The following is a 21,077-nucleotide window of genomic DNA, read 5'->3' as shown; positions in this document are numbered from 1 at the left end:
ACCGGTCTCCTCGATCAGCGAACTCACACCATTCACAACGACACCGCCTCGTAGAGCTTCCCGATTTCGTCCCGGCCCAGCACCCGCAGCGCACCCGGCCGCTGATCGCCGAGGGCGACCGGGCCGATATGGGTGCGCACCAGCGCGATGACCGGGTGATCGACCGCGGCCAGCAGGCGGCGAACGATGTGCTTGCGACCCTCGTGCAGGACCACCTTGACCAGCGAACGGCCCTGACCGACCTCGAGCACGACGAACTTGTCGACCTTGGCCGGGCCGTCCTCCAGCTCCACGCCCTCGCGCAGCAGCTTGGCGACCTGACGTTCCTTGACCTCGCCGTTGACCGTGGCCAGGTAGGTCTTGGACACCTCGAACGACGGGTGCATCAGGCGGTGCGCCAGATCGCCGTCGTTGGTGAGCAGCAGCAGGCCCTCGGTGTCGGCGTCCAGGCGGCCGACGTGGAACAGGCGCTGCCCGGCGGCGACCCGCTCGGCGACGATGTCGCCCACGCACGGGCGGCCCATCTCGTCGCTCATGGTGGACTGCCAGCCCTTGGGCTTGTTCAGCGCCAGGTAGACCTGCTCGGACCGCACCACGACGCGGACGCCGTCCACGCGGACCACCGCGTTCTGCGGGTCGATGCGCAGGCCCTGCTCGCGCACGATCTTGCCGTCGACCTCGATGCGACCGGCGTCGATCATCTCCTCGGCGGCGCGGCGCGAGGCCACACCCGCCTTGGCGAGCACCTTCTGCAGCCGCTCGCCCTCACCCCACGGCAGCTTCTTCGGGCCGCCGGCCTCGGGCTGATCCACGTGCTGGTGCCGGGCGGGCTTGGCGTTGCTCAGCAGGACCGACACATCGGGCGAGGGCCGATGCACCTTCTTGGCGGCGGGCTGGGCCGCGGGCGTGGCCGGGCGGCCGAAACCGCTGCGGCCCTGGGCGCCCCGGGCGTCGCCGCCGCGCGGCGCGGAGGAATTGGTGCGGGCGGACGGGGCCGCGCCGCGCGAAGTGCCGCGCGCGCCTTCGTAGGAGCCGCCGCGGGCGGAGTTCCCGCCGCGCGAACCGTCGTAACCGCCGCCGCGCGAAGCGTTTCCGTCACGCGAGCCGTCGTAGCCGCCGCGCGAATTGCCGCCCCGTGCGCCCTCGTAACCGCCGCCGCGTGAGGTGTTTCCGCCGCGCGAACCCTCGTAGCCGCCGCGACCGGAGTTGCCGCCGAACGACCGCGATTCGCCGTAGCCCGAACCGCCGCGGGAGCCGCCACGCGAGTCGGAACCGCCGCGCGAACCGTACGAACCCGAGCCGCCCCGCGAGCCCTCGTAGGACGAACCGGCGCCGCGCGAATTGCCGCGCGAACCCTCATAGGAGCCGGCGCCGCCGCGCGAGCCGCCCCGGGAATCGCCGCGGCCGGAGCCGCCGCCCCAGGACTGCGCGTCGCCGCGGGCTCCGCCGCGTGGTGCGCTCGCACCGCGCGAGCCATAAGAATCGCCACTTCGGGCGGACCTGTCGGCCCTGCCGCGGGTCGGCTGAGACCCTCTGGGTTCGTAACCCTTACTGCGTTCCGGTGTGCCATCTCGGCGAGCGGGAGTATTCACGATGTCCTTGTTTCAATCCTCGGCGCCGAGGTCGATGTCCGACTCGGCTGGTTTTTTCAGCCTGGTGTACCGGGGGTCGGTCTCCAGGCTCTCGTTGATCTCGTCGATCAGGTCGACGCCCGGGAGCAAGGGCGCCAACGGCGGCAATTCCGCCAGGGACGGGAGCCCGATCCGTTCCAGGAACAGTTCGGTGGTGGCATACCGGGTGCCGTTGGTATCCGGGTCCGCACCACTCTCCGCGATCAGCCCCCGCGCCAGCAGGGTGCGGATCACGCCGTCCACGTTCACTCCGCGCACCGCACTCACACGGGCTCGGGTAACCGGTTGACGGTACGCGATGACCGCCAGTGTTTCCAAAGCGGCGCGGGTCAGTTTCGAGCGCGCGCCATCCAACAGCATACGTTCCACGTAGGGCGCGAACTCCGTGCGCGTGTAGTACCGCCACCCGTCCCCCACGAACCTGAGATCCATGCCACTGCGCCGCACGGTCAGCTCCGCCGACATCTCCCGCAGCAGGGTCTCCACCCGCCGCGGGGTGTCGTTGACCGCCGCCGCGAGCAGTTCGACGGGCGCCGGGGCGTCCACGACCAGCAGCATCGCCTCGAGCGCCGACCGCAGCTCGTCCTCGTCGAGCGCGTCGAACTCCCCCGCCTCCCCCTCGTCCCCGAAGTCCAGCCGCCCCTGCCCCGGCTCCTCGTCCGCCGAGTCCGGAGCGTGTGCGGATTCACCTGTGATATCCGCGTCAGTGGGCGCCGGGCCGTCGTCCGCGACGCCGGCCGAGCCATCCGCATCCGCCGAATCGGCCGACTCGGCCCCGGCCGCAGACGCGGGCTCGCTCGAATCCGATTGCGCGGTGGTCGCGACGGGGTCGGCATCACCGTCGTCGTCGGCGCGCACTGACTCGATCACCCGTAGTCCTCCTCGATGGTCACCGGCTCGGCCGGTTGGTCCGCGAGCTCGCCGATCCAGCTGATCGCGAGCGGGCCCAGCGGATCGGGCTGGTCGAACTCGATCGTCTTGCCGCGGTAGAGCTCGAGCAGCGCCAGGAAGCGGGCGACGATCTGCACCGCCACCTCGCAGTCGGCGCAGAGCTCGGTGAAGCTCGTCCAGCCGCCGGCGCCGCGGCTCTTCAGCATCTCCAGAACCAGGGCGGCCTGCTCGGCGACCGAGACCGAATGCTGATGAATGTGATCGAGCCCGACGGTGGGCACCGGGCGCGGGGTGAACGCGGTCGCGGCGACCTCCGCGAAACCCGCGGCATCCACTCCCAGGGTAACGTCCGGCAACAGCTCGAGGTAGCGCTCCTCCAGCGAGACCGCGCGCGGATAGCGTTGCAGCGCAGCGGCCTCGAGCTCGCCCAGCAATTCCGCGACCTGTTTGAAGGCGCGGTACTGCAGCAGGCGCGCGAAGAGCAGGTCGCGAGCCTCCAGCAACTCCAGATCGTCCTCGTCCGAGACCTCGCCCGAGGGCAGCAGGCGCGCGGCCTTGAGATCGAGCAGGGTCGCGGCGACCACCAGGAACTCGGTGGTCACGTCCAGGATCTTGTCCGCGCGCAGGCCCTGTTCGCCGGACATGCTGGCGGTCAGCGCCTTGGTGTAGGCGATGAACTCGTCGGTGACCTTGTGCAGCGCCACCTCGGTGACATCGAGCCGGCGCGAGGAGATCAGCTGCAGCAGCAGGTCGAAAGGCCCCTGGAAATTGGTGAGCCGCAGGTGAAATCCGGTTTTCGAGCCCGCGTCGCCGGACTCGCCCGTGCTCTCCGGAGCGGCGTCCGACGGCTCGGACACGACCGCGCCGGCGATCACCTCGTCGAGGACGTCGCCCGGTTCACCCTCGCGCTCGGCGTCGAACACGCCGGAATCTCCGTCCGCGGTATCGGTCGCGAACGGCTCAGCCGCATCGCTCAACGGCCCGACCGGTGAATGACTTCCCGCGCCATCGCCCGATACGCTTCCGCACCACCGGATTTCGGCGCCCAGGTGGTGATCGGCTCACCCGCGACGCTGGCGTCGGGGAAACGCACGGTACGCGAGATCACGGTGTCGTAGACCAGGTCACCGAACACCTCGACCACGCGCGTCATGACCTGGCGCGAATGCAGCAGACGGGCATCGAACATGGTGACAACGATGCCGTACAGGATGAGCGAGGGATTCAGCCGGTCCCGCACCTTCTCCACGGTGTCGTTGAGCAGCGCCAGCCCGCGTAGCGAGAAGTACTCGCACTCCATGGGAATGATCACACCGTCCGCGCAGGCGAGCGCGTTCACGGTGAGCAGACCCAGCGAGGGCTGGCAGTCGATGAGGATGTAGTCGTACTGACTGCGCAACGGCGCCAGCGCCCGGCCCAGGGTGTGCTCGCGGCCGACCTCGTTGACGAGCTGGATCTCCGCCGCCGACAGATCGATATTGGACGGCAGCAGATCCATGCCGTCCACCTTGGTGTTCATCCGCACCTGGTCGACGCTGATCTTGCCCGGCCCGACCAGCAGGTTGTGCACGGTCAGATCGAGATCGTGATGGGCCACCCCGAGCCCGGCCGAGAGCGCACCCTGCGGATCCAGATCCACCAGCAGCACGCGGCGACCGTATTCGGCCAGCGCCGCACCGAGATTGATGGTCGAGGTGGTCTTGCCCACCCCGCCCTTCTGATTGCACATCGCCACGACCAGCGCGTCCCCCGTGTGGTCGGGCTCCGGCGGATCCGGGATATCGCGCAGCGGGCGCCCGGTGGGACCGAGCTCCGGGCTGCTGGCCACATCTGCGGCTTCCCACAGGGTTTGCGCGGCGGTCTCGATCCGCTGGCCCGCACCACCGGCTTTCGTCACGTCCGCTACTCCTTCGACGTACCTGCCCTTACCCGCCGGACCGAAAGTGCCGGTGGGGGCGCGCCCGACCGCGTGTGCGGACGGGTCACCTCTAGACGCTACCGCCTGTCGGCGTCAGACCCCTGTTCGGACACGCACCCTGAAGCTGCACTTCAGCCCCGCTAGCGGGCACGCGGATGGGCTGTTGCCCAGACCTCGTGGAGCGTGCCGACAGTCACCAGAGTGTAGATCTGCGTGGTGGTTACGGAGGCGTGACCGAGTAACTCCTGCACCACGCGTACATCCGCGCCACCGTCCAGCAGATGCGTGGCGAACGAATGTCGCAGCGTGTGCGGGGATACCTTGGCGGCGATTCCGGCCCGATCGGCCGCGGAATGCAGTACCTGCCAAGCGGTTTGGCGGGTGAGCCGGCCGCCGCGGTGATTGAGGAAGAGCGCGGGGGTCGATCGGCCGCGACCGGACAGCCCGGGCCGGCCGCGCACCAGGTACGCGTCCACCGCGGCCAGCGCGGGCCGCCCGATCGGGACCATCCGTTGCTTACCGCCCTTGCCGCGCAGCACGACAGCGCGGTCGCCGGCGTCGATGTCGTCCACATCGAGTGCGGTGATCTCGGAGATGCGCGCGCCCGTGGAGTACAGCAGTTCCAGCAGGGCGCGGTCGCGCAGACCGCGCGGGGCGTCGGGCCCCTCCGCGCCGGCGGCGTCCAGCAAACGCGAAATCTGGTCGTAGGGCAGCGCTTTGGGCAGGCGGCGCGGGGGCGTCGGCGGCTTGACCGGATGCGCCACGTCCGCCTCGGTGACGCCCTCGGCGACCGAGAATCGGTGCAGGCCCCGCACCGCGACCAGTGCCCGTGCGGCCGAACTCGCCGCCAGCGCGGCATGATCCGCGTCACCCGCGCGCAGCCACACCACGAAATCGGATATATCGGACTCCCGTACCTCGGTGAGATCCGCCACCCCGCGCTCGGTCAGAAAATCCAGATACCGCCCCAGATCCCGCCGATACGCACCGAGCGTGTTGCGCGCCATACCGCGCTCGACCGTCAAATGGTCCAGGTAGGCGTCGATTCGGCGGCTCAGCACGCTGCCATCATGGCACCGGTGACCGACAACGGCGGGCACGCACGCGCGCCCGGCGCGTGGCCGATGGAACCGGTCCGGTCGAAAAGCCTTGACCAGCACGGATACCCGAGGCGGCGGCGATACCCGCTATTTCTCGGCGGCTTTGCGATCCAGGAACTTCGTGGGCAGGCCGGGCCAGGGCGCGTCGGCGGGGCGGGGCTCGAGGCCCGCGGCTCGGGCGGCCAGCAGCGCGGTGACGCCCGCGACCGCGGTGGCGTTGGTGATCTCGCCCGCGAGGGCCCGGCGTGCGGCCTCGGCGACCGGCACCCGCAGCACCTGCAGGTCGGCTTCCTCGTGCTCGGGTTCGGGCTGCTCGGTCTCGTACAGGTCCGAGGCCAGGTAGATGCGCAGCGCCTCGTCGGTGAAGCCGGGTGAGAGCTCGATGTCCACCAGCACCGACCACTCGCGCGCGGCGAGCCCGGTCTCCTCGGCCAATTCGCGCTGGGCCGCGTGCAGCGGGTCCTCCCCCGGCGCGTCCAGCAGGCCCGCGGGCAGCTCGAGCAGCCGCCGCCCGATGGGATGGCGGTACTGGTTGATCAGCACCAGATTGTCGTCCTCGTCCACCGCGGCCACCGCCACGGCCGCGTGATGCTCGATCACCTCGCGCTCGGCGACCCGCCCGCCGGGCATGGCCACCTGATCCAGCCGGAGCGCCAGAATCGCGCCCTCGTACACGGTGCGGCTCGAAACGGTGTCGAAGTCATGCGTGCCGGGCGCGGAGTCAGCCATGAGCCAACCTTATCGGGCCGGGTGCGCGACCAGCTCGGGCCTGGGCCCGGGACACCGAACGCCGAAGGCCCGGCCCCGAACACCACCGTGAAGGCGGGGTGTTCGAGGCCGGGCCTCGGGAGAAACCGGGTCCGAGGACCGCGGGCGGCACAGCGCCCGCGGCCGTCAGCTCTTGACCTTGTCGCCCTTCGCGGCCTTGGCGGCCGCCGCGGGCTTGACCGCTTCGGCGGCGGGCTCGGGGGTGAGCTCGACCGGAAGCTGTTCGGCCGCCTTGTACTTCAGCGCGGCCGAGATGAGCGCCGCGAACAGCGGGTGCGGGCGCGTCGGACGGGACTTGAGCTCCGGGTGCGCCTGGGTGGCGACGAAGAACGGATGCTTGTCCTGCGGCAGCTCCACGAACTCGACCAGGTGGCCGTCCGGGGAGGTGCCGCTGAAACGCAGACCGCTCTTGGCGATCTTGTCCCGGTAGGTGTTGTTGACCTCGAAGCGATGGCGGTGCCGCTCGGACACCTCCGTGCTGCCGTAGGCCTGCGCCACCACCGAATCCTGCTCCAGCACCGCCGGATACGCGCCCAGGCGCATGGTGCCGCCCAGATCCGCCTCACCGGCCACGGCCTGTTCCTGATCGGCCATGGTGGAGATGACCGGGTACTTGACGTCCGGCTCGAACTCGGTCGAGTTGGCGTCGTCCAGGCCCACCGACCGCGCGGATTCGATCACCATGCACTGCAGGCCCAGACACAGGCCCAGGGTGGGAATGCCGCGGGTGCGGGTGAACTTGATCGCCCCGACCTTGCCCTCGATACCGCGAATGCCGAAGCCGCCCGGGATGAGCACGGCGTCCACGTCGGCCAGGTGCGTGCGCGCACCGGCCTCGGTCTCGCACTCGTCGGACTGCACCCAGCGGATGTTCACCTTGGCGTGCGAGGCGAAACCGCCGGCGCGCAGCGCCTCGGTGACCGAGAGGTAGGCGTCGGGCAGGTCGACGTACTTGCCGACCAGCGCCACGGTGACGTGCTCGCGCGGGTTGTGCACCCGATCGAGCAGATCGCCCCACACGGTCCAGTCCACATCGCGGAACGGCAGGCCCAGGCGGCGCACGACGTACGCGTCCAGGCCCTCGCGGTGCAGCACCTTGGGGATGTCGTAGATCGACGGCGCGTCGGGGGTCGAGATGCAGGCATCCACGTCCACGTCGCACATGAGGGCGATCTTGTTCTTGAGCGGTTCCGGCACATCGCGATCGCAGCGCAGGATCAGGGCATCGGGCTGGATGCCGATGTTGCGCAGCGCCGCCACCGAGTGCTGGGTCGGCTTGGTCTTCAGCTCGCCCGAGGGACCCAGGTAGGGCACCAGCGTGACGTGCAGGAAGAAGCAGTTGTCCCGGCCCACCTCGTGGCGGATCTGCCGAGCCGCCTCGAGGAACGGCTGCGACTCGATATCGCCGACGGTGCCGCCGATTTCGGTGATGACCACGTCGGGCACCTGGCCGTGCAGGTCCGGCTCCGCCATGGCGGTGATCCGGGCCTTGATGGCGTCGGTGATGTGCGGGATGACCTGCACGGTGTCGCCGAGGTATTCGCCGCGGCGCTCCTTGGCGATCACGGTCGAATAGATCTGACCGGTGGTGACATTCGCGATCCCGGAGAGATCGCGATCGAGGAAGCGTTCGTAGTGACCCACGTCGAGGTCCGTTTCCGCGCCGTCCTCGGTCACGAACACCTCTCCGTGCTGGAAAGGATTCATCGTGCCTGGATCGACGTTGAGGTACGGATCCAACTTCTGCATCGTCACGCGCAAACCGCGCGACGTGAGCAGCTGACCGAGGCTGGAGGCGGTCAGACCCTTACCGAGTGAAGAGGCAACGCCACCGCTGACGAAGATGTGTTTCGTGGCCGCGCGCGCCGGAATCCGTGATTGACCCACGGGACTTCACGGTAACACGAACCCCGGATGCCGATCGAATGCCACGCGGCGGACATCCCCGCGATTCCGGCCCGGCCCCCGTCGTTAACGCGAATATTGCCCGTCGGCGGCCGGTTCCGGTCAGTGCGGCAGGGCCACGACTGTGAGCGAGGTCGCGGACGCCCCGGTGCCGTATCGCCCGGTGCCGCCGTTCAGCTGTTCGGTGAGTCCGAGCACGGTGGTGATGCGGCCGATCTGGTGGTCGACGTTGTCCACCGTCGTGATCGTTGCCAGCGGCGCCTCCGAGCGTGCCACGGCGATCGCGCCGGGCCCCTCGGCGGCCCCGTAGCGACCCGCCAGCACCACGCCGGCCGAATGCGCGCGCAGGCCCGCGGCGAAGCGCGCCAGGATGGTGCCGCGATTGCTCTCGGGCGCGCGGGCGCCGTCCCCGGCCACCACGACCGAAAGCTGCGCCGGGCCCTGCACATCGGAGGTCAGGAAGCCGCCGCCGCGCAGGGTCTCCAGGGCGAGCCCGCGTTCGGGGTCGGTACCGCGCGGCTGACCGGTGGCCGGATCGGTGAGCAGGACCTGCCCGAGCAGATCGCCGGCCAGGCTGCCCTGATCGGGTGCGTCGACGCGCAGTTGCCCGCCTGCGGGCACCACGTTGGTGAGCGCGGTGCGCAGCCGATCGCTCTCGCCGGAGTCGGTGAACGCCTCGGCGAGGGTGACGCGGCCGGTGACGGCGGCGCCCGCGGCCAGCAGCGCCGCGCTCACCGCGTCGACGTCGGCGGCGTCGGCGTCCGGGGCGGCGATCACCAGGACGCTGCGCCCGGCCAGATTGCCCGCGAGCAGTTTGCCCGCCGCGCCGGACAGGAAGTCGTCGGCGGCGCGCAATTGCGCTGTGAGCCGGTCGTTCTCGGCGATCAGCGCGTCGCTCGCGGGCCGGTCGCCCTTCCCGGGGATGAACCCGTCCGAGCGGGTCTGGCTGCCGAGCACCACCCCGACCGCGAGGGCCAGGAAGACGGCGGCGATCGAAACAGCGTGGTGGCGAAAGGAAAGCACGACTCCCCTACCTGATTCCGTCGATCGTGTTCTGTATCCACAGCCAGGTGCGATCCCAGGCGTTGGTGGTCCAGTCCAGGACTTCGGCGCCCATGTGGGTGGCCAGCATCGCGACGATGAGCGCCACCAGCGCGGCCAGCACCACCAGGGCGATCGCCCAGCCCGAACCGCGCTGGCGGTACAGCACCGCAACGGCTTTCGCGTCCATGAGCTTGGTGCCGATCTTCAATCTGGTGAGGAAGGTGGCCGGGTTGGAATCGCGGCGGCCGCGATCGAAGAACTCGTCGAGCGAGACCGCCGCGCCCGCGGTGACGATCAGGCTCGCGCCGTGGTGATCGGCCAGCAGCAGCGCCAGATCGGCGGGCGCGCCCGAGGACGGGAAGGTGGTCGCGCCGATGCCGAGATCCTGGATTCGCTCCAAACCCTTTGCGTGCCCGTCGGTGTCGGCGGGCAGGATCACCTCGGCCCCGCACTTGAGGGTGTTGGCGGTGATCTCCTCGGGGTCGCCGACGATGAGGTCGGGGCGGTAGCCGTGCCGGATGAGGGTGTCCGCGCCGCGGCCGACGCCGATGAGGATGGGCGCGTATTCCTTGATGAAAGGCTTGATGCGCTTGAGATCATCGGCGTGGTCGGGTCCGTCGGCCACGACGACGACGTGCTTCTTGCGCATGTCGACCGCGACCTCGGGGACGCCGATTCCGTCTATCAGCAGCGAGCTTTCGGTGCGGATGAACTCGATGGTGTTGCCCGCGAAGGCTTCCAGGTGATCGGCCAGCCCGTTGCGGGCCTCGATCATGCGCTCGGCGATACCGAGTTCGGTGAGCTCGATGCCGTCCACGAGCGCTTCGGGTTCCTTCTTGCTCGACTTGTCGGCGTACACCACGCCGCCGTCGACGCGTACCCGCGTGCCGTCCTTGATCCGGGTGAAGACATCGGAGCTGACCGCGTCGAGCAGCAGGACGCCGTTGGCCACCAGCACCTCCGGACCCAGATTCGGGTAGCGGCCGGAGATGGAGGGCGAGGCGTTCACCACCGCGGCGACCCGGGCCTGCACCAGGCGGTCGGCGGTGAGCCGGTCCAGGTCCATCTCGTCCAGGAAGACGATGTCGCCCGGTCCCACGCGCTGCAGCAGACGCCTGGTGTTGCGGTCCACCCGGGCCGGCCCCACGATTCCGGGGAGCGTTTCGGAGTTGCGCGACAGCAGTCCCAGCATCTTCATAGCAACCGATGATTATCCGAAAGTCTCAACCTGTGGTGGAGGCGCGCCGGGCTGCCGCATTCGTCACTGTGATGCCACGCCGGTCACAGTGATGCCGGTATCCGTGAACATCCGGTACAGATATGCTCCGGGCAACGGTTCGAGAGGAGACACCACCGTTATGGCCAGCACCACCGTCGATACTGTCCTGAACGCCCCGCGCGACGTCGTCTACAAGCTGTTCACCGACCGCGACAGCATTGCGAGCTACATGCCGATCCAGATCGTGCTCAAGAAGCCCGGAGCCGGCAGCCCGTCCGGCGTCGGCGCGCAGTACCAGCTGGGTCTGGGCCCGGTCGGCGTCACGGAGGAGACCGTCGAACTGGTCCCCAACGAGCGCTTCGTCTACAAGATCGTCAAGGGCGCGCCGGTCAAGCGGCACTACGGCACCGTGACCTTCGCCGACGCCCCCGGCGGCACCCGCGTGGTCTACACCATGGACTCCGACCCGAGCCTGCCGGTGCCGGCCAAGGTCCTCGAGATCGGGCTGCGCGCCCTGATCAACCAGTTCCTGGCCGGTGCGCGCAAGGCCGTCAAATAGGCCGGGCGGCAACCCGATCGGCTGATCCGGCGCGAGCCACACCGCCGCACACCGCACCGAGTCCCCCGCGGCTCGCGGCGGCGCGGCGCGAGAGGTGTTCCGCAGCACGCCGGATCAGGTGAATCGAACGACACGGCCCCCGAACACGATGTGTTCGGGGGCCGTTCGCTGTCACTCGGTCGGATCAGTGTGCGGCGGTGACTTTTTCGGCGTCGGCCGTGGTCAGCAACTCCCAGGCGTGCGCGCGACCGGTCTCGGTGTCGTCCAAACCGGCGAGCATGCGGGCCAGTTCCACGACCCGCTCGTCCCGGGTCAGCGACCGCACCCCGGAGTTGACGCCCTTGCCGTCGTCGACCTTGTCCACCATCAGGTGGGTGTCGGCGAACGCTGCCACCTGCGGCAGGTGGGTCACCACGATGACCTGGTGGGTGCGCGCCAATTGCGCCAGGCGACGGCCGATCTCGACCGCGGCCCGGCCGCCGACACCGGCGTCGACCTCGTCGAAGACCATGGTCGTGCCGTGCTCGGAACTGGCGAGCACCACCTCGAGCGCGAGCATGATGCGCGAGAGCTCACCGCCGGAAGCGCTGCGGCTCAGGGGCAGCGGCTGCGCGCCCGAGTGCGCGGCGAGCCGGAATTCCACCTCGTCCACCCCGGTGGAACCGGCGTGCAGCTCCTGCCCGTCCACCAGCAGCGGCGCGGAATCCTGCGCACCGGCCGGAACCGGGCGCACCCCGACCTCGAGCCGGGCCCGGCCCATGGCCAGACCGCTCAGTTCGGCGCTGACCGCGGTGGCCAGCTTGCCCGCCGCCTTGCCGCGGGCCACGGTCAGCTTGCGGGCTGCCTCGCGCACCTTGTCCGCAGCGGTCTCCACCTCCGCGGCCAGGGCCGCCAGCGCCTCGTCCGAGACGTCGAGCGACTGCAGGCGCGTTCTGGACTCGTCGGCCCAGGCGATGACGCCGTCGATGTCCGGGGCGTACTTGCGGGTCAGGGTCTTGAGCTCGGCCTGCCGGGTGAGCAGGGAGTCCAGCGCGCCGGGATCCGACGGCAGATCCGACAGGTAGGAGCTGAGCTCGGTGGTCAGATCCACCACCACCGACAGCGCCTCGCCCAGCCGAGGGCCCAGCGCGGTCAGGGCCGGATCGTCGGCGGCCTCCAGGCGCGCACGGGCGGTGCCCAGCAGATCCAGCGCGCCCGAACCCTCCCCCGGGGTATCCGAGGGCCCGGCCAGGGCGTCGTGCGCGGCCGCGGCGGCCTCGCGCAGCGAATCCAGATCCGAGAGCCTGCGCACCTCGACGACGATCCGCGCGTCCTCGTCGGGTTCGGGCGCGATGGCGTCGATCTCGTTGAGCGACTGGGTCAGATGATCGGCTTCCAGCGCCAGTTCGCGACTGCGCGCGGTGCGCTCGAGCAACTGGTTGCGCGCCTCGAGCCAGGTGCGGCGCACCTTCTGGTACTTGCGCAGCAGCGGGGCGACGGCGTCGGCCGCGAACTGATCCAGCGCGTGCAGCTGCTGATCCGGCCGCTGCAGGCGCAACTGATCGTTCTGCCCGTGCACGGTCAGCAACGGGGTGGTGAAATCCGAGAGGACCGAGGCCGGAACGCTGCGCCCGCCCAGATGCGCGCGCGAGCGGCCATCGCTGCCGACCGTGCGCACGGCGATGATGCTGCCGTCGTCATCGGTTTCCGCGCCGGAGGATTCGAGTACCTCCTTGACCTCGAGGATCGCGCCGTCGTGCACCGCGTCGACGGTGAAGCGCCCCTCGACCACCGCCCGCGAGGCGCCCAGGCGCACCCGTCCCGGATCGGCGCGCGCGCCGCTGAGCAGATGCAGGCTGGTGACCACCATGGTCTTGCCCGCACCGGTCTCACCGGTCAGTACGGTCAGTCCTTCGTGGAATTGCGCGGTGGCCGTGGAAATTACGCCCAGCCCGTCAATCCTGATCTCTGTCAGCACTCGTGCTCTCCGTTCGCGCAGACGCTCGGCCTCGCCAGCCTGTCACGGGCAACTGGAATTTGCGCACCATCCGGTCGGCGAACGGCGCGGAATCGAGCCGCACCCACCGCACCGATTCGGTCCCGCGGACCGCCTCCACCCGGCCGCCCCGCGGCAATGCGAGGGTGCGACGGCCGTCGAGGAAAACTATCGCATCATGGCCCGTGGCAACGGTTTCCACCGCGATCCGGGAATCGGGGCTGGTCACCAGGGGCCGGGCGAACAGGGCATGGGCGTTACTCGGAATCACCAGCAGCGCTTCGAGTTGCGGCCACACCACCGGCCCGCCGGCGGAGAAGGCGTATGCGGTGGACCCCGTCGGAGTGGCCACCAGCACACCGTCACAGCCGAACGACGACACCGGGCGGCCGTCCACCTCGAGCACCACCTCGAGAACGCCCATGCGCGCGGCGTTCTCGATACTGGCCTCGTTCAGGGCCCAGCCGGAATCGACGAGCACATCGTCGACCCGCACGCTCACATCGATGGTCATGCGCTCTTCGATGGTGTAATCGCGGCGCACGACCTGCGATAGCGCCTCGTCCAGGTGCTCGGCCTCGGCCTCGGTGAGAAAACCGATGCGGCCCAGATTGATTCCCAGCACCGGCACCGAGGCGTTGCGGGCCAGTTCGGCCGCGCGCAGGAAGGTGCCGTCGCCGCCGAGGGCGAGCACCATTTCCGCGCCCACCGCGGCGTCGGGTGTGTGCGCCATGACGCGCACGGGATAGCCGCCGTCGGGCTCGCCCTGCTCGTCGAGATCGAAACGGGTGCTGTAGGCCTCGTCCTCGAGGACCCGCAACCCGATGCCCGCCTCGGAAAAGATCTTGGCCGCCCGGTGCGCGGTCTCGGTGATCTCCGACCGCCCGGGATGCGCGACCAGCAGGACTTCCCGTCCGGTGCCCGGCGAATTCACTGTGGTCCCTCCTGAACCGCCCGATCGATCAACCCCTGCACGCGATCCCGCTCCGCCGGCCCGAAGGCGGTGAACGCGAGGTCCGCGGCAACGGCCGAATCCGCTGCGGCCGATACCGTATCGGTTACGACCGACACGGTATCGCCACCGGCGGATTGATCGGCATCGTGCTGCGCGACAGTATTTTCTCCCGCGGCCGGAGCTCCCGCCGCCTCATTACGCAACCACAGGAAGTACTCCACATTCCCGGACGGGCCGGGCAGCGGGCTCGCCACCACGCCCCGGGTCCGCAGGCCCAGCTTCGCCGCGGCGGCCGCGACCTCCAGCACCGTCTCCGCGCGCAGCGCCGGGTCGCGCACCACGCCACCGGATCCGAGCCGGTCCTTGCCGACCTCGAACTGCGGTTTGACCATGGGCAGCAGATCGGCGCCGGGCGCGCAGCAGGAGGCCAGCGCGGGCAGCACCAGGCCCAGGGAGATGAACGAGAGATCGGCGACGACCAATTCGACTGTCCCGCCGATCAGTTCGGGGTTCAGCGCGCGAACGTTGGTGCGGTCGTGCACCAGCACCCGATCGTCGTTCTGCAGACGCCAGATGAGCTGGCCATACCCGACATCGGCGGCAACGACCTGTTTCGCGCCCCTGCTGAGCAGTACATCGGTGAAACCACCGGTGGACGCGCCCGCGTCCAGGCAGCGCTTCCCGTCGACCGAGACCCCGAGCGGTTCGAACGCCTCGAGCGCGCCCAGCAGTTTGTGCGCGCCGCGCGACGCCCACTGCACCTCGTCGGGCTCGTCGCGAACCAGCAGCGGGGCACTGGCCTCCACACCCGTCGCCGCCTTCGTGGCGACACTGCCGTTGATCAGGACGCGACCCGCGTTGATCAGCTCGACCGCGTGCTCCCGCGATCGCGCCAGTCCGCGGCGAACCAGTTCCGCGTCCACCCGTGCGCGTTTGACCACCGTCAGACCTTGTCCACCGTGGCCAGCGCCTGCACCAGCACATCGTGCGCCTGCTCCAGAATGCGGGCGCGCCGAACGATATCGGTGCCCTCGGCCGTGGATTCCCGTGCCCCGGCCGACAATTCGGCCAGCAGGGCGTCGACCTCCGCGCGGACCCGCTGCGGGTCGGCGAATTCCTGATTCGTACCCGGCAGGTGCTGACCGGGCAGCGGAGCCCCCGGGCGGGGCCCCTGGCCGGGTAGCGGCCGGGCGGGCTGCGCGGCGGCAGCGCCGTACGGGACAGGGCTTGGCGTACTCATGGTGGCGACAACGCTACCCGAACCCGCATTCGAACACACGTACCCTGCCGGGTCCGGGGGCCCGGCAGCTATCGGTGAGAATCGACCCCATGGAACGCGACTTCGAGGACCTGATCGCGGAAGCGGACGCGGTCTCGGTGGCCGGCTGGGATTTCTCCTGGCTGGCGGGCCGGGCCACCGAGGAGCGGCCGTCCTGGGGCTATCAGCGGCAACAGGCGGGCAGGCTGGCGACGGCCCGGGCGGCGCTGGACATCCAGACCGGAGGCGGCGAGGTGCTCGCCGAAGCCGAGAAGTTCCCGCCCACGATGGTCGCCACCGAATCCTGGCCGCCGAACCTGGCCAAGGCCACCCGGCTGCTGCACCCGCGCGGGGCGGTGGTGGTCGCCGATCCGGACGAACCGCCGCTGCCGTTCGCCGACTCGGCGTTCGACCTGGTCACCAGCCGCCACCCAGCCACGATCTGGTGGGCGGAGATCGCCCGGGTGCTCGAACCCGGTGGCGTCTACTTCGCGCAGCACGTCGGGCCGGCGAGCGTGTTCGAACTCGTCGAGTACTTCCTGGGACCCCAGCCCGAGGCGCGCAAGGGCCGCGATCCGGAACGGGAGGCCGCCGAGGCGCGCGCGGCCGGGCTGGAGATCGTCGAGTCCCGGACCGAGCGGCTTCGCATGGAGTTCAACGACATCGGGGCCGTCGTGTACTTCCTGCGCAAGGTGATCTGGATGGTGCCCGGGTTCACGGTCGAGCAGTACCGGGATCGGCTGGCCGAGTTGCACGCGCTGATCGAGGCCGAAGGACCGTTCGTCGCGTACTCCGCGCGGACCCTGGTCGAGGCGCGCAAACCCCTGTAGCGCAGGGGTAATCCGCCGGCCACCGCGACGCTAACCCGGCCGGCCGCACCGAACTCCCCTGGGCGCGGGGCATCGACCGTATCGCGGATCGGCGCCGGAACCTTGGCGTCGGCGCCGTGCACGCGCCCGGCGAGGCTCAGACCTCGACCGAGAAGTGGTGCGAGGTAATCGCCAGGTGATGGCGCATGTACAGCCGATGCGCCGCCGCACGGCTCGCCGCGACACCGGAATCCAGGTGCACCGCTTCACAATCGAGCCGCTCGGCCTCACCCTTCACCCAGCTCACGAGCTGATCGGCGTAACCGTTGCCGCGCGCGTCCGGCACGGTGCTGACGTCGTCGACGTACACGAACCGGCCCCACGCGGTCGAATGGGTGACCCGGAAGCCCAGGATCGAGCGAGCGTGTTCGGAGGCGTCGTCGAATACCCCGATCAACCGGTACCCGGCGGGCCGCAACTGCTCGTCGACGAGCTGGGTGATCGCCTCGGCGCTCCCCCACCGCGGCCGCAACTCCAGCAGCGCGGGCCCGCCCAGCCCGGTCTCACCCGCGAAGATCTCCCGTAGTTCGCTCATGGCTCGACGGTAGTTCAGCCCGCGAGCACGGTCCGAGAGCCACTTCGGGCGAAGTGTGACAGACCATTCGGGCGCGGCCGCCTCGTTGCGCTCGCCCCGTCCCGGATGCGCGACGATCTCCGCGACGCCGAAGCCCCGTGTCACGACGCCGGCCGGGAGGCTGCCGCCCCTGGCCGACGCGCTAATCGGCAAAGCGGGTTCGCGCGAACCCGCTTCGGCGAATGTCCCGGCCCGAGGCGCCCCCTCCGCGGGTAGACCGCCACGGGACGATTCGGTGATCAGCGTGCCGCATGCCGGCGACTGTGCTTGCGGCGCAGAGCATCTTCGCCCGGCGAAACGCGGCCGGTATGCCCCTGTGGTCGATGGCCTCGGGATGCTTCGCCGACTCCCGGCGCGTGCCCGGTGGAGACCGCGCCGGGGATCCCGAGGGCGGCGCCTCAGTTCCCGGACGGGGGCGCGGCGACCGGGATCGCGCGGCCGGGGTGCTCGGCGAAGAGCTTGGTGAGGGTCGCGGCGATATCGCCCGAGGGCGGGGGTGCGACGTCTGCGATCGGGTGGTTCAGGGCGTCGAGGGACTCGGCCACGTAGGTGGGGAGACGGTCGGCGGGCTGGCGATCCAGGTCCGCCAGGGTGCTGACGCCGGTCAGGACGAGCAGGGAGGGCAGGCCGACGCTGTGGCCGCCGTCGATGTCGGTGTCCAGGCGGTCGCCGACCACCAGGGCGTCGCGGGTGCCCGCGCGCAGCAGGGCGTCCTCGATCAGCGGGGCGTACGGCTTGCCCGCGACGATCGGCTGCCGGTCCGAGGCGGTGCGCAGCGCGGCGACCATGGAACCGTTGCCGGGCGCGAGCCCGCGTTCGTTGGGCAGGGTGGCGTCGGTGTTGGCGGCCACCCAGAGCGCGCCGGCGCGCAGCGCGTAGGCGGCCTCGGCCAGATCGGCCCAGGCGGTCTGCGGGTTGTGGCCCTGTACCACCGCGGCCGGGGCCACGCCGTTGAAACGGCGGATCGGCTCCAGGCCGACCGCGCGCACCTCGGCCACCAGATCGTCGGTGCCGACCACCAGGACGGTCGCGCCCGGGTCCAGCCGGGTCGCGAGCAGACCGGCGGCGGCCTGGGCGCTGGTCACCACGTCGTCTTCGGTTGCGGGGTAATCGAGTTCGCGCAGATGCGCGGCCACCGCGGCGGCCGAACGACTGGCGTTGTTGGTCACGTACATGAGCCGCTGCGCCGGGACATCCCCGGTGTTCGCCGCAGGATCACCCGAAAGCGCCTGTGGCGCACCGGGAATCACGTCGTGCCCGCGATACAGCGTGCCGTCCAGATCGAGCAGTAGCGCGCCGAATCGATCCCGTAGCCGCATGGTGCCGCCCCTTCTCACTCCCCGGTCCCGGATGCGGACCGCCGCCCGGGTGCACGGGCGGCGGTCACACCGAATGTCAGCTCTCCCAGCCGACTTCAGGACCGATCGTCATCCTTGGCCGCCTCGGACCAGTCGCCGGGCGGATCTTCGATGGTCGTCACGGCCGGCTTACCGGCCGCACCGGCGGATTCGGCGATCGAGCCGGAATCCGCGGTGTCGTCATCATCGCCGAACTCGGCGGCGGCGGCACCGGAATCGGCGGCATCGAGGACCTCGGGCGAATCGTCGCTCTCGTCGTCGTCCTCGTCATCCTCGACCGCGGCGGTCCAATCCGGTTCGCCCGCTTCGTCTTCGGCGTCACCGTCCGGCAGGGTCCAGCCCCGGCCGTCGCCACCCTCGGCCAGATCGGCGGCTCGATCCTCGGCGTCGGTCTCACCGTCGGTGTCGGCGGACGCGGCGTTCATGAACCAGGTCAGCGATTCCTCGTTGCGGCCGGCGGCCAGCAGCGCTTCGGCGTAGGCGTAGAACAGGCGCGCCGCGGCCGAACCGGTCCGGGCCGGATCGAGTTCGGCGGTCTGCAACGTCACCACGGCCTGATCGAACTGGCCCAGATCCATGCGGGCGCCCGCGACCACGATGCGCAGTTCGGTGGCCTCGTCGCCCTCCAGCTGCCGGGCCTCGTCGCTGCGGCCCAGCTCGATGGCGCGCTCGGGGCGGCCCAGACCGCGCTCGCAGTCGGCCATGACGGCCAGCAGACCCGAACCACCGGACATGCGGCGCGCGGTGCGCAGCTCCGACAGGGCCTCGGCCCATTCCCCGGCGTGATAGGCCGCGACGCCGTTGGTCTCGCGGACCACGGCGATACGACCGGCGCGCTGCCGCGCCGCCCGGGCGTGCTCGAGGGCCAGCTCGGGATCCTCACCGAGCAGCTGCGCCACCATGACCAGGTGCCGGGCGACGGTCTCGGCATTGGACTTGTCCAGGCTCAGCAGATCCCGGCGAACCGCGGGCTCGAGGTCGGACGCCTGGATCTCGTCGGGCAGGGCCGGCTCGTCCGGGCGTCCCGCCCGGCGCTCGCTGCCACCGGCCCGCGCACCCTCGCCGCCACGGCGGCGGTCGTCGCCGGCGCCGGCGAACGAACGCTCCGGACGATCGCCGCCACGCTCGGCACGGTCGTTGTCACCGGAACCGCTGCGCCCGAAGCTCTTCCGCTCGTCGCTGCGATCCCGGTCGCCGCCACGGTTGTCTTCCCGCTTGAAACCACCGCGGTTGTCGTCACGCTTGAAACCGCCGCGATCGCCACCGCGGTCCTCGCGGTTGTAACCGCCACGCTCGCCACGGTTCTCCCCGCGCTGGAAGCCGCCACGGCTGTCGCCGCGAGCGTCATCCCGCTTGAAACCACCGCGGTCGCTACCGCGGTCGTCGCGGTTGTAGCCACCGCGATCTGCGCCGCCCTCACGCTTGAACCCACCACGGTCGCCACCGCGATCGTCACGGTTGTAACCACCGCGATCGCCACCGCCGCGGTTGAAACCACCCCGGCTGTCGCCACCGCGACTGTCATCGCCACGGTTGTAGCCGCCACGGTCGCCGCCACGATTGTCGTCCCGCTTGAAACCGCCACGGTCGCCGTCGCGCTTGAAACCGCCGCGATTGTCGTCGGAACGGTTGAACCCGCCCCGGTCATCGCCACGATTGTCGCGGTTGTACCCGCCGCGATCACTGCCACGGTTGTCGCCACCACGGTTGTAGCCGCCGCTGCGCTCACCACCGCGACTATCGCCACCCCGCGAGAATCCGCCGCGCTCACCACCGCGACTATCGCCGCCACCGCGGTTGAACCCACCTCGGCTATCGCCACGATCGGAACCGCGATTGTCGCCACCACGGTTGTATCCGGTGCGCTCGCCACCACGGCTGAAGCCGCCGCGCTCACCGCCGCGACTGTCACCGCCACGATTGAACCCGCCGGTGCGCTCGCCGTCACGGCTGTCGCGCGAGAATCCGCCGCGCTCACCACCTCGATTGTCGCCACCGCGGTTGAAGCCGCCACGGTCACCGCCGCCGCGGTTGAACCCGCCGCGCTCGCCACCACGGGTGTCGTCGGAGCGGTTGAAGCCGCCCCGGTCACCGCCACGACTGTCGCCGCCACGGTTGAAGCCGCCGCGGCCGCCGTCCCGGCTACCGCTGTTGTCTCTGGAGAAACCGCCGCGCCCCGCGTTGTCGCGGTCGCCGCCACGATTGAATCCGCCGCGATCGCCACCGCGATCGTCGCGGTTGTAGCCACCGCTGCGCTCACCGCCGCCGCTGCGATTGAAGCCACCGTTGCGAGAGGAGCCGCCGTCGCGGCTGCCACCCTCGGCGCGGTCTCTGCCGCCCGGTCGGCCCTCGTCCCGCCGGCCGCCGAAGCCGCCGCCCTGACCGGTTCCACCGCTACTACGGCGGAAAGGTTTGCGGTCGTCGTTCTGCTCCGACACGGTGAGCCCTCTCTATAGTTTGCCTGCGGTCCCGGCCCGCGGCGCTGGCGCGCGTGAGGGTCTGACGGGAGGTCCCCGCCACCACAAATTCAATCACGCGCCGCTGAGCGTCCAAGCGGCACCGGGTGTAAAACGACGAAAGGGGACCCAAATATGGGTCCCCTTTCGTGAAGGATGTTCCGGCGGTGACCTACTCTCGTGCCGGCTCGACTATCCGCCCGTCTTCACTCCGGGCCCTCGATAGCAAAACCACACAGAATACTTCCGAACCTGAACCCGACAAGAACCCCCAGCCCGAAGGCTGAGGGTTCTTGCGAATGATGTTCCGGCGGTGACCTACTCTCCCACACCCTGTCGAGTGCAGTACCATCGGCGCTGGTGGCCTTAGCTTCCGGGTTCGGAATGGGACCGGGCGTTTCCCCACCGCTATAGCCGCCGTAACTCTATGAAACTGTCACACAGAGAGCCCCTCCCCTTCACACCACGAATGATGTTCCGGTTCAAGTCTTCTCGGTGATCTGTGTGTTGTTTCAGATACCGCACAGTGGACGCGTAGCTTCTTTGTTGGTAAGTCCTCGGCCTATTAGTACCAGTCACCTACATGCGTTACCGCAC

Annotated in this window: 17 protein-coding genes, 1 rRNA gene and 1 pseudogene; 2 read left to right on the top strand and 17 right to left on the bottom strand. The window is 70.1% G+C overall.

Annotated features, from left to right (window positions below; genetic code table 11):
- Positions 1 to 32 precede the first annotated feature (32 nt).
- The 9 genes from ACWIGI_RS00095 to steA form a co-directional block, all read right to left on the bottom strand.
- A complete protein-coding gene (locus ACWIGI_RS00095; RefSeq protein WP_454200103.1) occupies positions 33 to 1,592 on the bottom strand; it encodes a pseudouridine synthase in 1,560 nt (519 codons plus the stop codon).
- Positions 1,593 to 1,604: 12 nt separating this feature from the next.
- Positions 1,605 to 2,267 (bottom strand): SMC-Scp complex subunit ScpB, encoded by a 663-nt coding sequence (gene scpB / locus ACWIGI_RS00090; protein ID WP_454200576.1) that lies wholly within the window; start codon positions 2,265 to 2,267, stop codon positions 1,605 to 1,607.
- Positions 2,268 to 2,497: 230 nt separating this feature from the next.
- Positions 2,498 to 3,394, bottom strand: a complete 897-nt coding sequence (locus ACWIGI_RS00085; RefSeq protein WP_454200575.1) for a segregation and condensation protein A — start codon at positions 3,392 to 3,394, stop codon at positions 2,498 to 2,500.
- 101 nt (positions 3,395 to 3,495) lie between these two features.
- A complete protein-coding gene (locus ACWIGI_RS00080; RefSeq protein WP_454200574.1) occupies positions 3,496 to 4,389 on the bottom strand; it encodes a ParA family protein in 894 nt (297 codons plus the stop codon).
- A 191-nt stretch (positions 4,390 to 4,580) separates the two neighbouring features.
- Complete coding sequence (gene xerD, locus ACWIGI_RS00075) at positions 4,581 to 5,501, bottom strand: site-specific tyrosine recombinase XerD (protein ID WP_454200102.1); 921 nt, start codon at positions 5,499 to 5,501, stop codon at positions 4,581 to 4,583.
- A 126-nt stretch (positions 5,502 to 5,627) separates the two neighbouring features.
- On the bottom strand, positions 5,628 to 6,269 hold the full coding sequence (locus ACWIGI_RS00070; RefSeq protein WP_454200101.1) for an NUDIX domain-containing protein: 642 nt from the start codon (positions 6,267 to 6,269) through the stop codon (positions 5,628 to 5,630).
- A 165-nt stretch (positions 6,270 to 6,434) separates the two neighbouring features.
- On the bottom strand, positions 6,435 to 8,195 hold the full coding sequence (locus ACWIGI_RS00065) for a CTP synthase (RefSeq protein WP_454200100.1): 1,761 nt from the start codon (positions 8,193 to 8,195) through the stop codon (positions 6,435 to 6,437).
- A gap of 120 nt (positions 8,196 to 8,315) precedes the next feature.
- Positions 8,316 to 9,236, bottom strand: a complete 921-nt coding sequence (locus tag ACWIGI_RS00060) for a copper transporter (RefSeq protein WP_454200099.1) — start codon at positions 9,234 to 9,236, stop codon at positions 8,316 to 8,318.
- A 7-nt stretch (positions 9,237 to 9,243) separates the two neighbouring features.
- Positions 9,244 to 10,455: a putative cytokinetic ring protein SteA gene (steA, locus tag ACWIGI_RS00055; protein WP_454200098.1), complete on the bottom strand. Its 1,212-nt coding sequence runs from the start codon at positions 10,453 to 10,455 to the stop codon at positions 9,244 to 9,246.
- A gap of 160 nt (positions 10,456 to 10,615) precedes the next feature.
- Here steA and ACWIGI_RS00050 point away from each other — a divergent pair, with 160 nt between their 5' ends.
- Positions 10,616 to 11,035 (top strand): SRPBCC family protein, encoded by a 420-nt coding sequence (locus ACWIGI_RS00050; protein WP_454200097.1) that lies wholly within the window; start codon positions 10,616 to 10,618, stop codon positions 11,033 to 11,035.
- 184 nt (positions 11,036 to 11,219) lie between these two features.
- On the opposite strand, the gene recN is transcribed toward ACWIGI_RS00050, so the two are convergent.
- Genes recN through ACWIGI_RS00030 form a run of 4 tightly spaced genes read right to left on the bottom strand, consistent with a single transcriptional unit; the run spans position 11,220 to position 15,205 of the window.
- Complete coding sequence (gene recN / locus ACWIGI_RS00045) at positions 11,220 to 12,992, bottom strand: DNA repair protein RecN (RefSeq protein WP_454200096.1); 1,773 nt, start codon at positions 12,990 to 12,992, stop codon at positions 11,220 to 11,222.
- Positions 12,970 to 13,944 carry an NAD kinase gene (locus tag ACWIGI_RS00040; protein ID WP_454200095.1) on the bottom strand — a complete coding sequence of 325 codons (975 nt, stop codon included), beginning with the start codon at positions 13,942 to 13,944 and terminating at the stop codon, positions 12,970 to 12,972. The genes recN and ACWIGI_RS00040 overlap by 23 nt, the downstream gene beginning before the upstream one ends.
- Complete coding sequence (locus ACWIGI_RS00035; protein WP_454200094.1) at positions 13,941 to 14,906, bottom strand: TlyA family RNA methyltransferase; 966 nt, start codon at positions 14,904 to 14,906, stop codon at positions 13,941 to 13,943. The genes ACWIGI_RS00040 and ACWIGI_RS00035 overlap by 4 nt, the downstream gene beginning before the upstream one ends.
- A gap of 2 nt (positions 14,907 to 14,908) precedes the next feature.
- A complete protein-coding gene (locus ACWIGI_RS00030; RefSeq protein WP_454200093.1) occupies positions 14,909 to 15,205 on the bottom strand; it encodes a hypothetical protein in 297 nt (98 codons plus the stop codon).
- A gap of 89 nt (positions 15,206 to 15,294) precedes the next feature.
- Here ACWIGI_RS00030 and ACWIGI_RS00025 point away from each other — a divergent pair, with 89 nt between their 5' ends.
- Positions 15,295 to 16,053, top strand: coding sequence for a class I SAM-dependent methyltransferase (locus tag ACWIGI_RS00025; protein WP_454200092.1), 759 nt, complete (start codon positions 15,295 to 15,297; stop codon positions 16,051 to 16,053).
- Positions 16,054 to 16,189: 136 nt separating this feature from the next.
- Here ACWIGI_RS00025 and ACWIGI_RS00020 read toward each other — a convergent pair whose 3' ends face one another.
- From ACWIGI_RS00020 to rrf, 4 genes and pseudogenes are all read right to left on the bottom strand, one after another.
- Positions 16,190 to 16,627, bottom strand: a complete 438-nt coding sequence (locus ACWIGI_RS00020) for a GNAT family N-acetyltransferase (RefSeq protein WP_454200091.1) — start codon at positions 16,625 to 16,627, stop codon at positions 16,190 to 16,192.
- Positions 16,628 to 17,064: 437 nt separating this feature from the next.
- Positions 17,065 to 17,985, bottom strand: a complete 921-nt coding sequence (locus ACWIGI_RS00015; protein WP_454200090.1) for an HAD-IIA family hydrolase — start codon at positions 17,983 to 17,985, stop codon at positions 17,065 to 17,067.
- 401 nt (positions 17,986 to 18,386) lie between these two features.
- Positions 18,387 to 19,409 (bottom strand): annotated as a pseudogene (locus ACWIGI_RS00010) (hypothetical protein); the annotation flags it as partial.
- Between the two features lie 1,376 nt (positions 19,410 to 20,785).
- Positions 20,786 to 20,902 (bottom strand): 5S ribosomal RNA (gene rrf / locus ACWIGI_RS00005).
- Positions 20,903 to 21,077: the final 175 nt, after the last annotated feature.

It is taken from the genome of Nocardia sp. NPDC055321 (genome assembly GCF_053645575.1).
This window is presented reverse-complemented; position numbering and strand designations above follow the sequence as displayed.

Bases quoted from the DNA above. Each gene is read 5' to 3' on its own strand.
- ACWIGI_RS00070 (WP_454200101.1), bottom strand. From the start codon at position 6,269: ATGGCTGACTCCGCGCCCGGCACGCATGACTTCGACACCGTTTCGAGC.
- steA (WP_454200098.1), bottom strand. From the start codon at position 10,455: ATGAAGATGCTGGGACTGCTGTCGCGCAACTCCGAAACGCTCCCCGGA.
- ACWIGI_RS00050 (WP_454200097.1), top strand. From the start codon at position 10,616: ATGGCCAGCACCACCGTCGATACTGTCCTGAACGCCCCGCGCGACGTC.
- ACWIGI_RS00030 (WP_454200093.1), bottom strand. From the start codon at position 15,205: ATGAGTACGCCAAGCCCTGTCCCGTACGGCGCTGCCGCCGCGCAGCCC.
- ACWIGI_RS00025 (WP_454200092.1), top strand. From the start codon at position 15,295: ATGGAACGCGACTTCGAGGACCTGATCGCGGAAGCGGACGCGGTCTCG.
- ACWIGI_RS00020 (WP_454200091.1), bottom strand. From the start codon at position 16,627: ATGAGCGAACTACGGGAGATCTTCGCGGGTGAGACCGGGCTGGGCGGG.
- ACWIGI_RS00015 (WP_454200090.1), bottom strand. From the start codon at position 17,985: ATGCGGCTACGGGATCGATTCGGCGCGCTACTGCTCGATCTGGACGGC.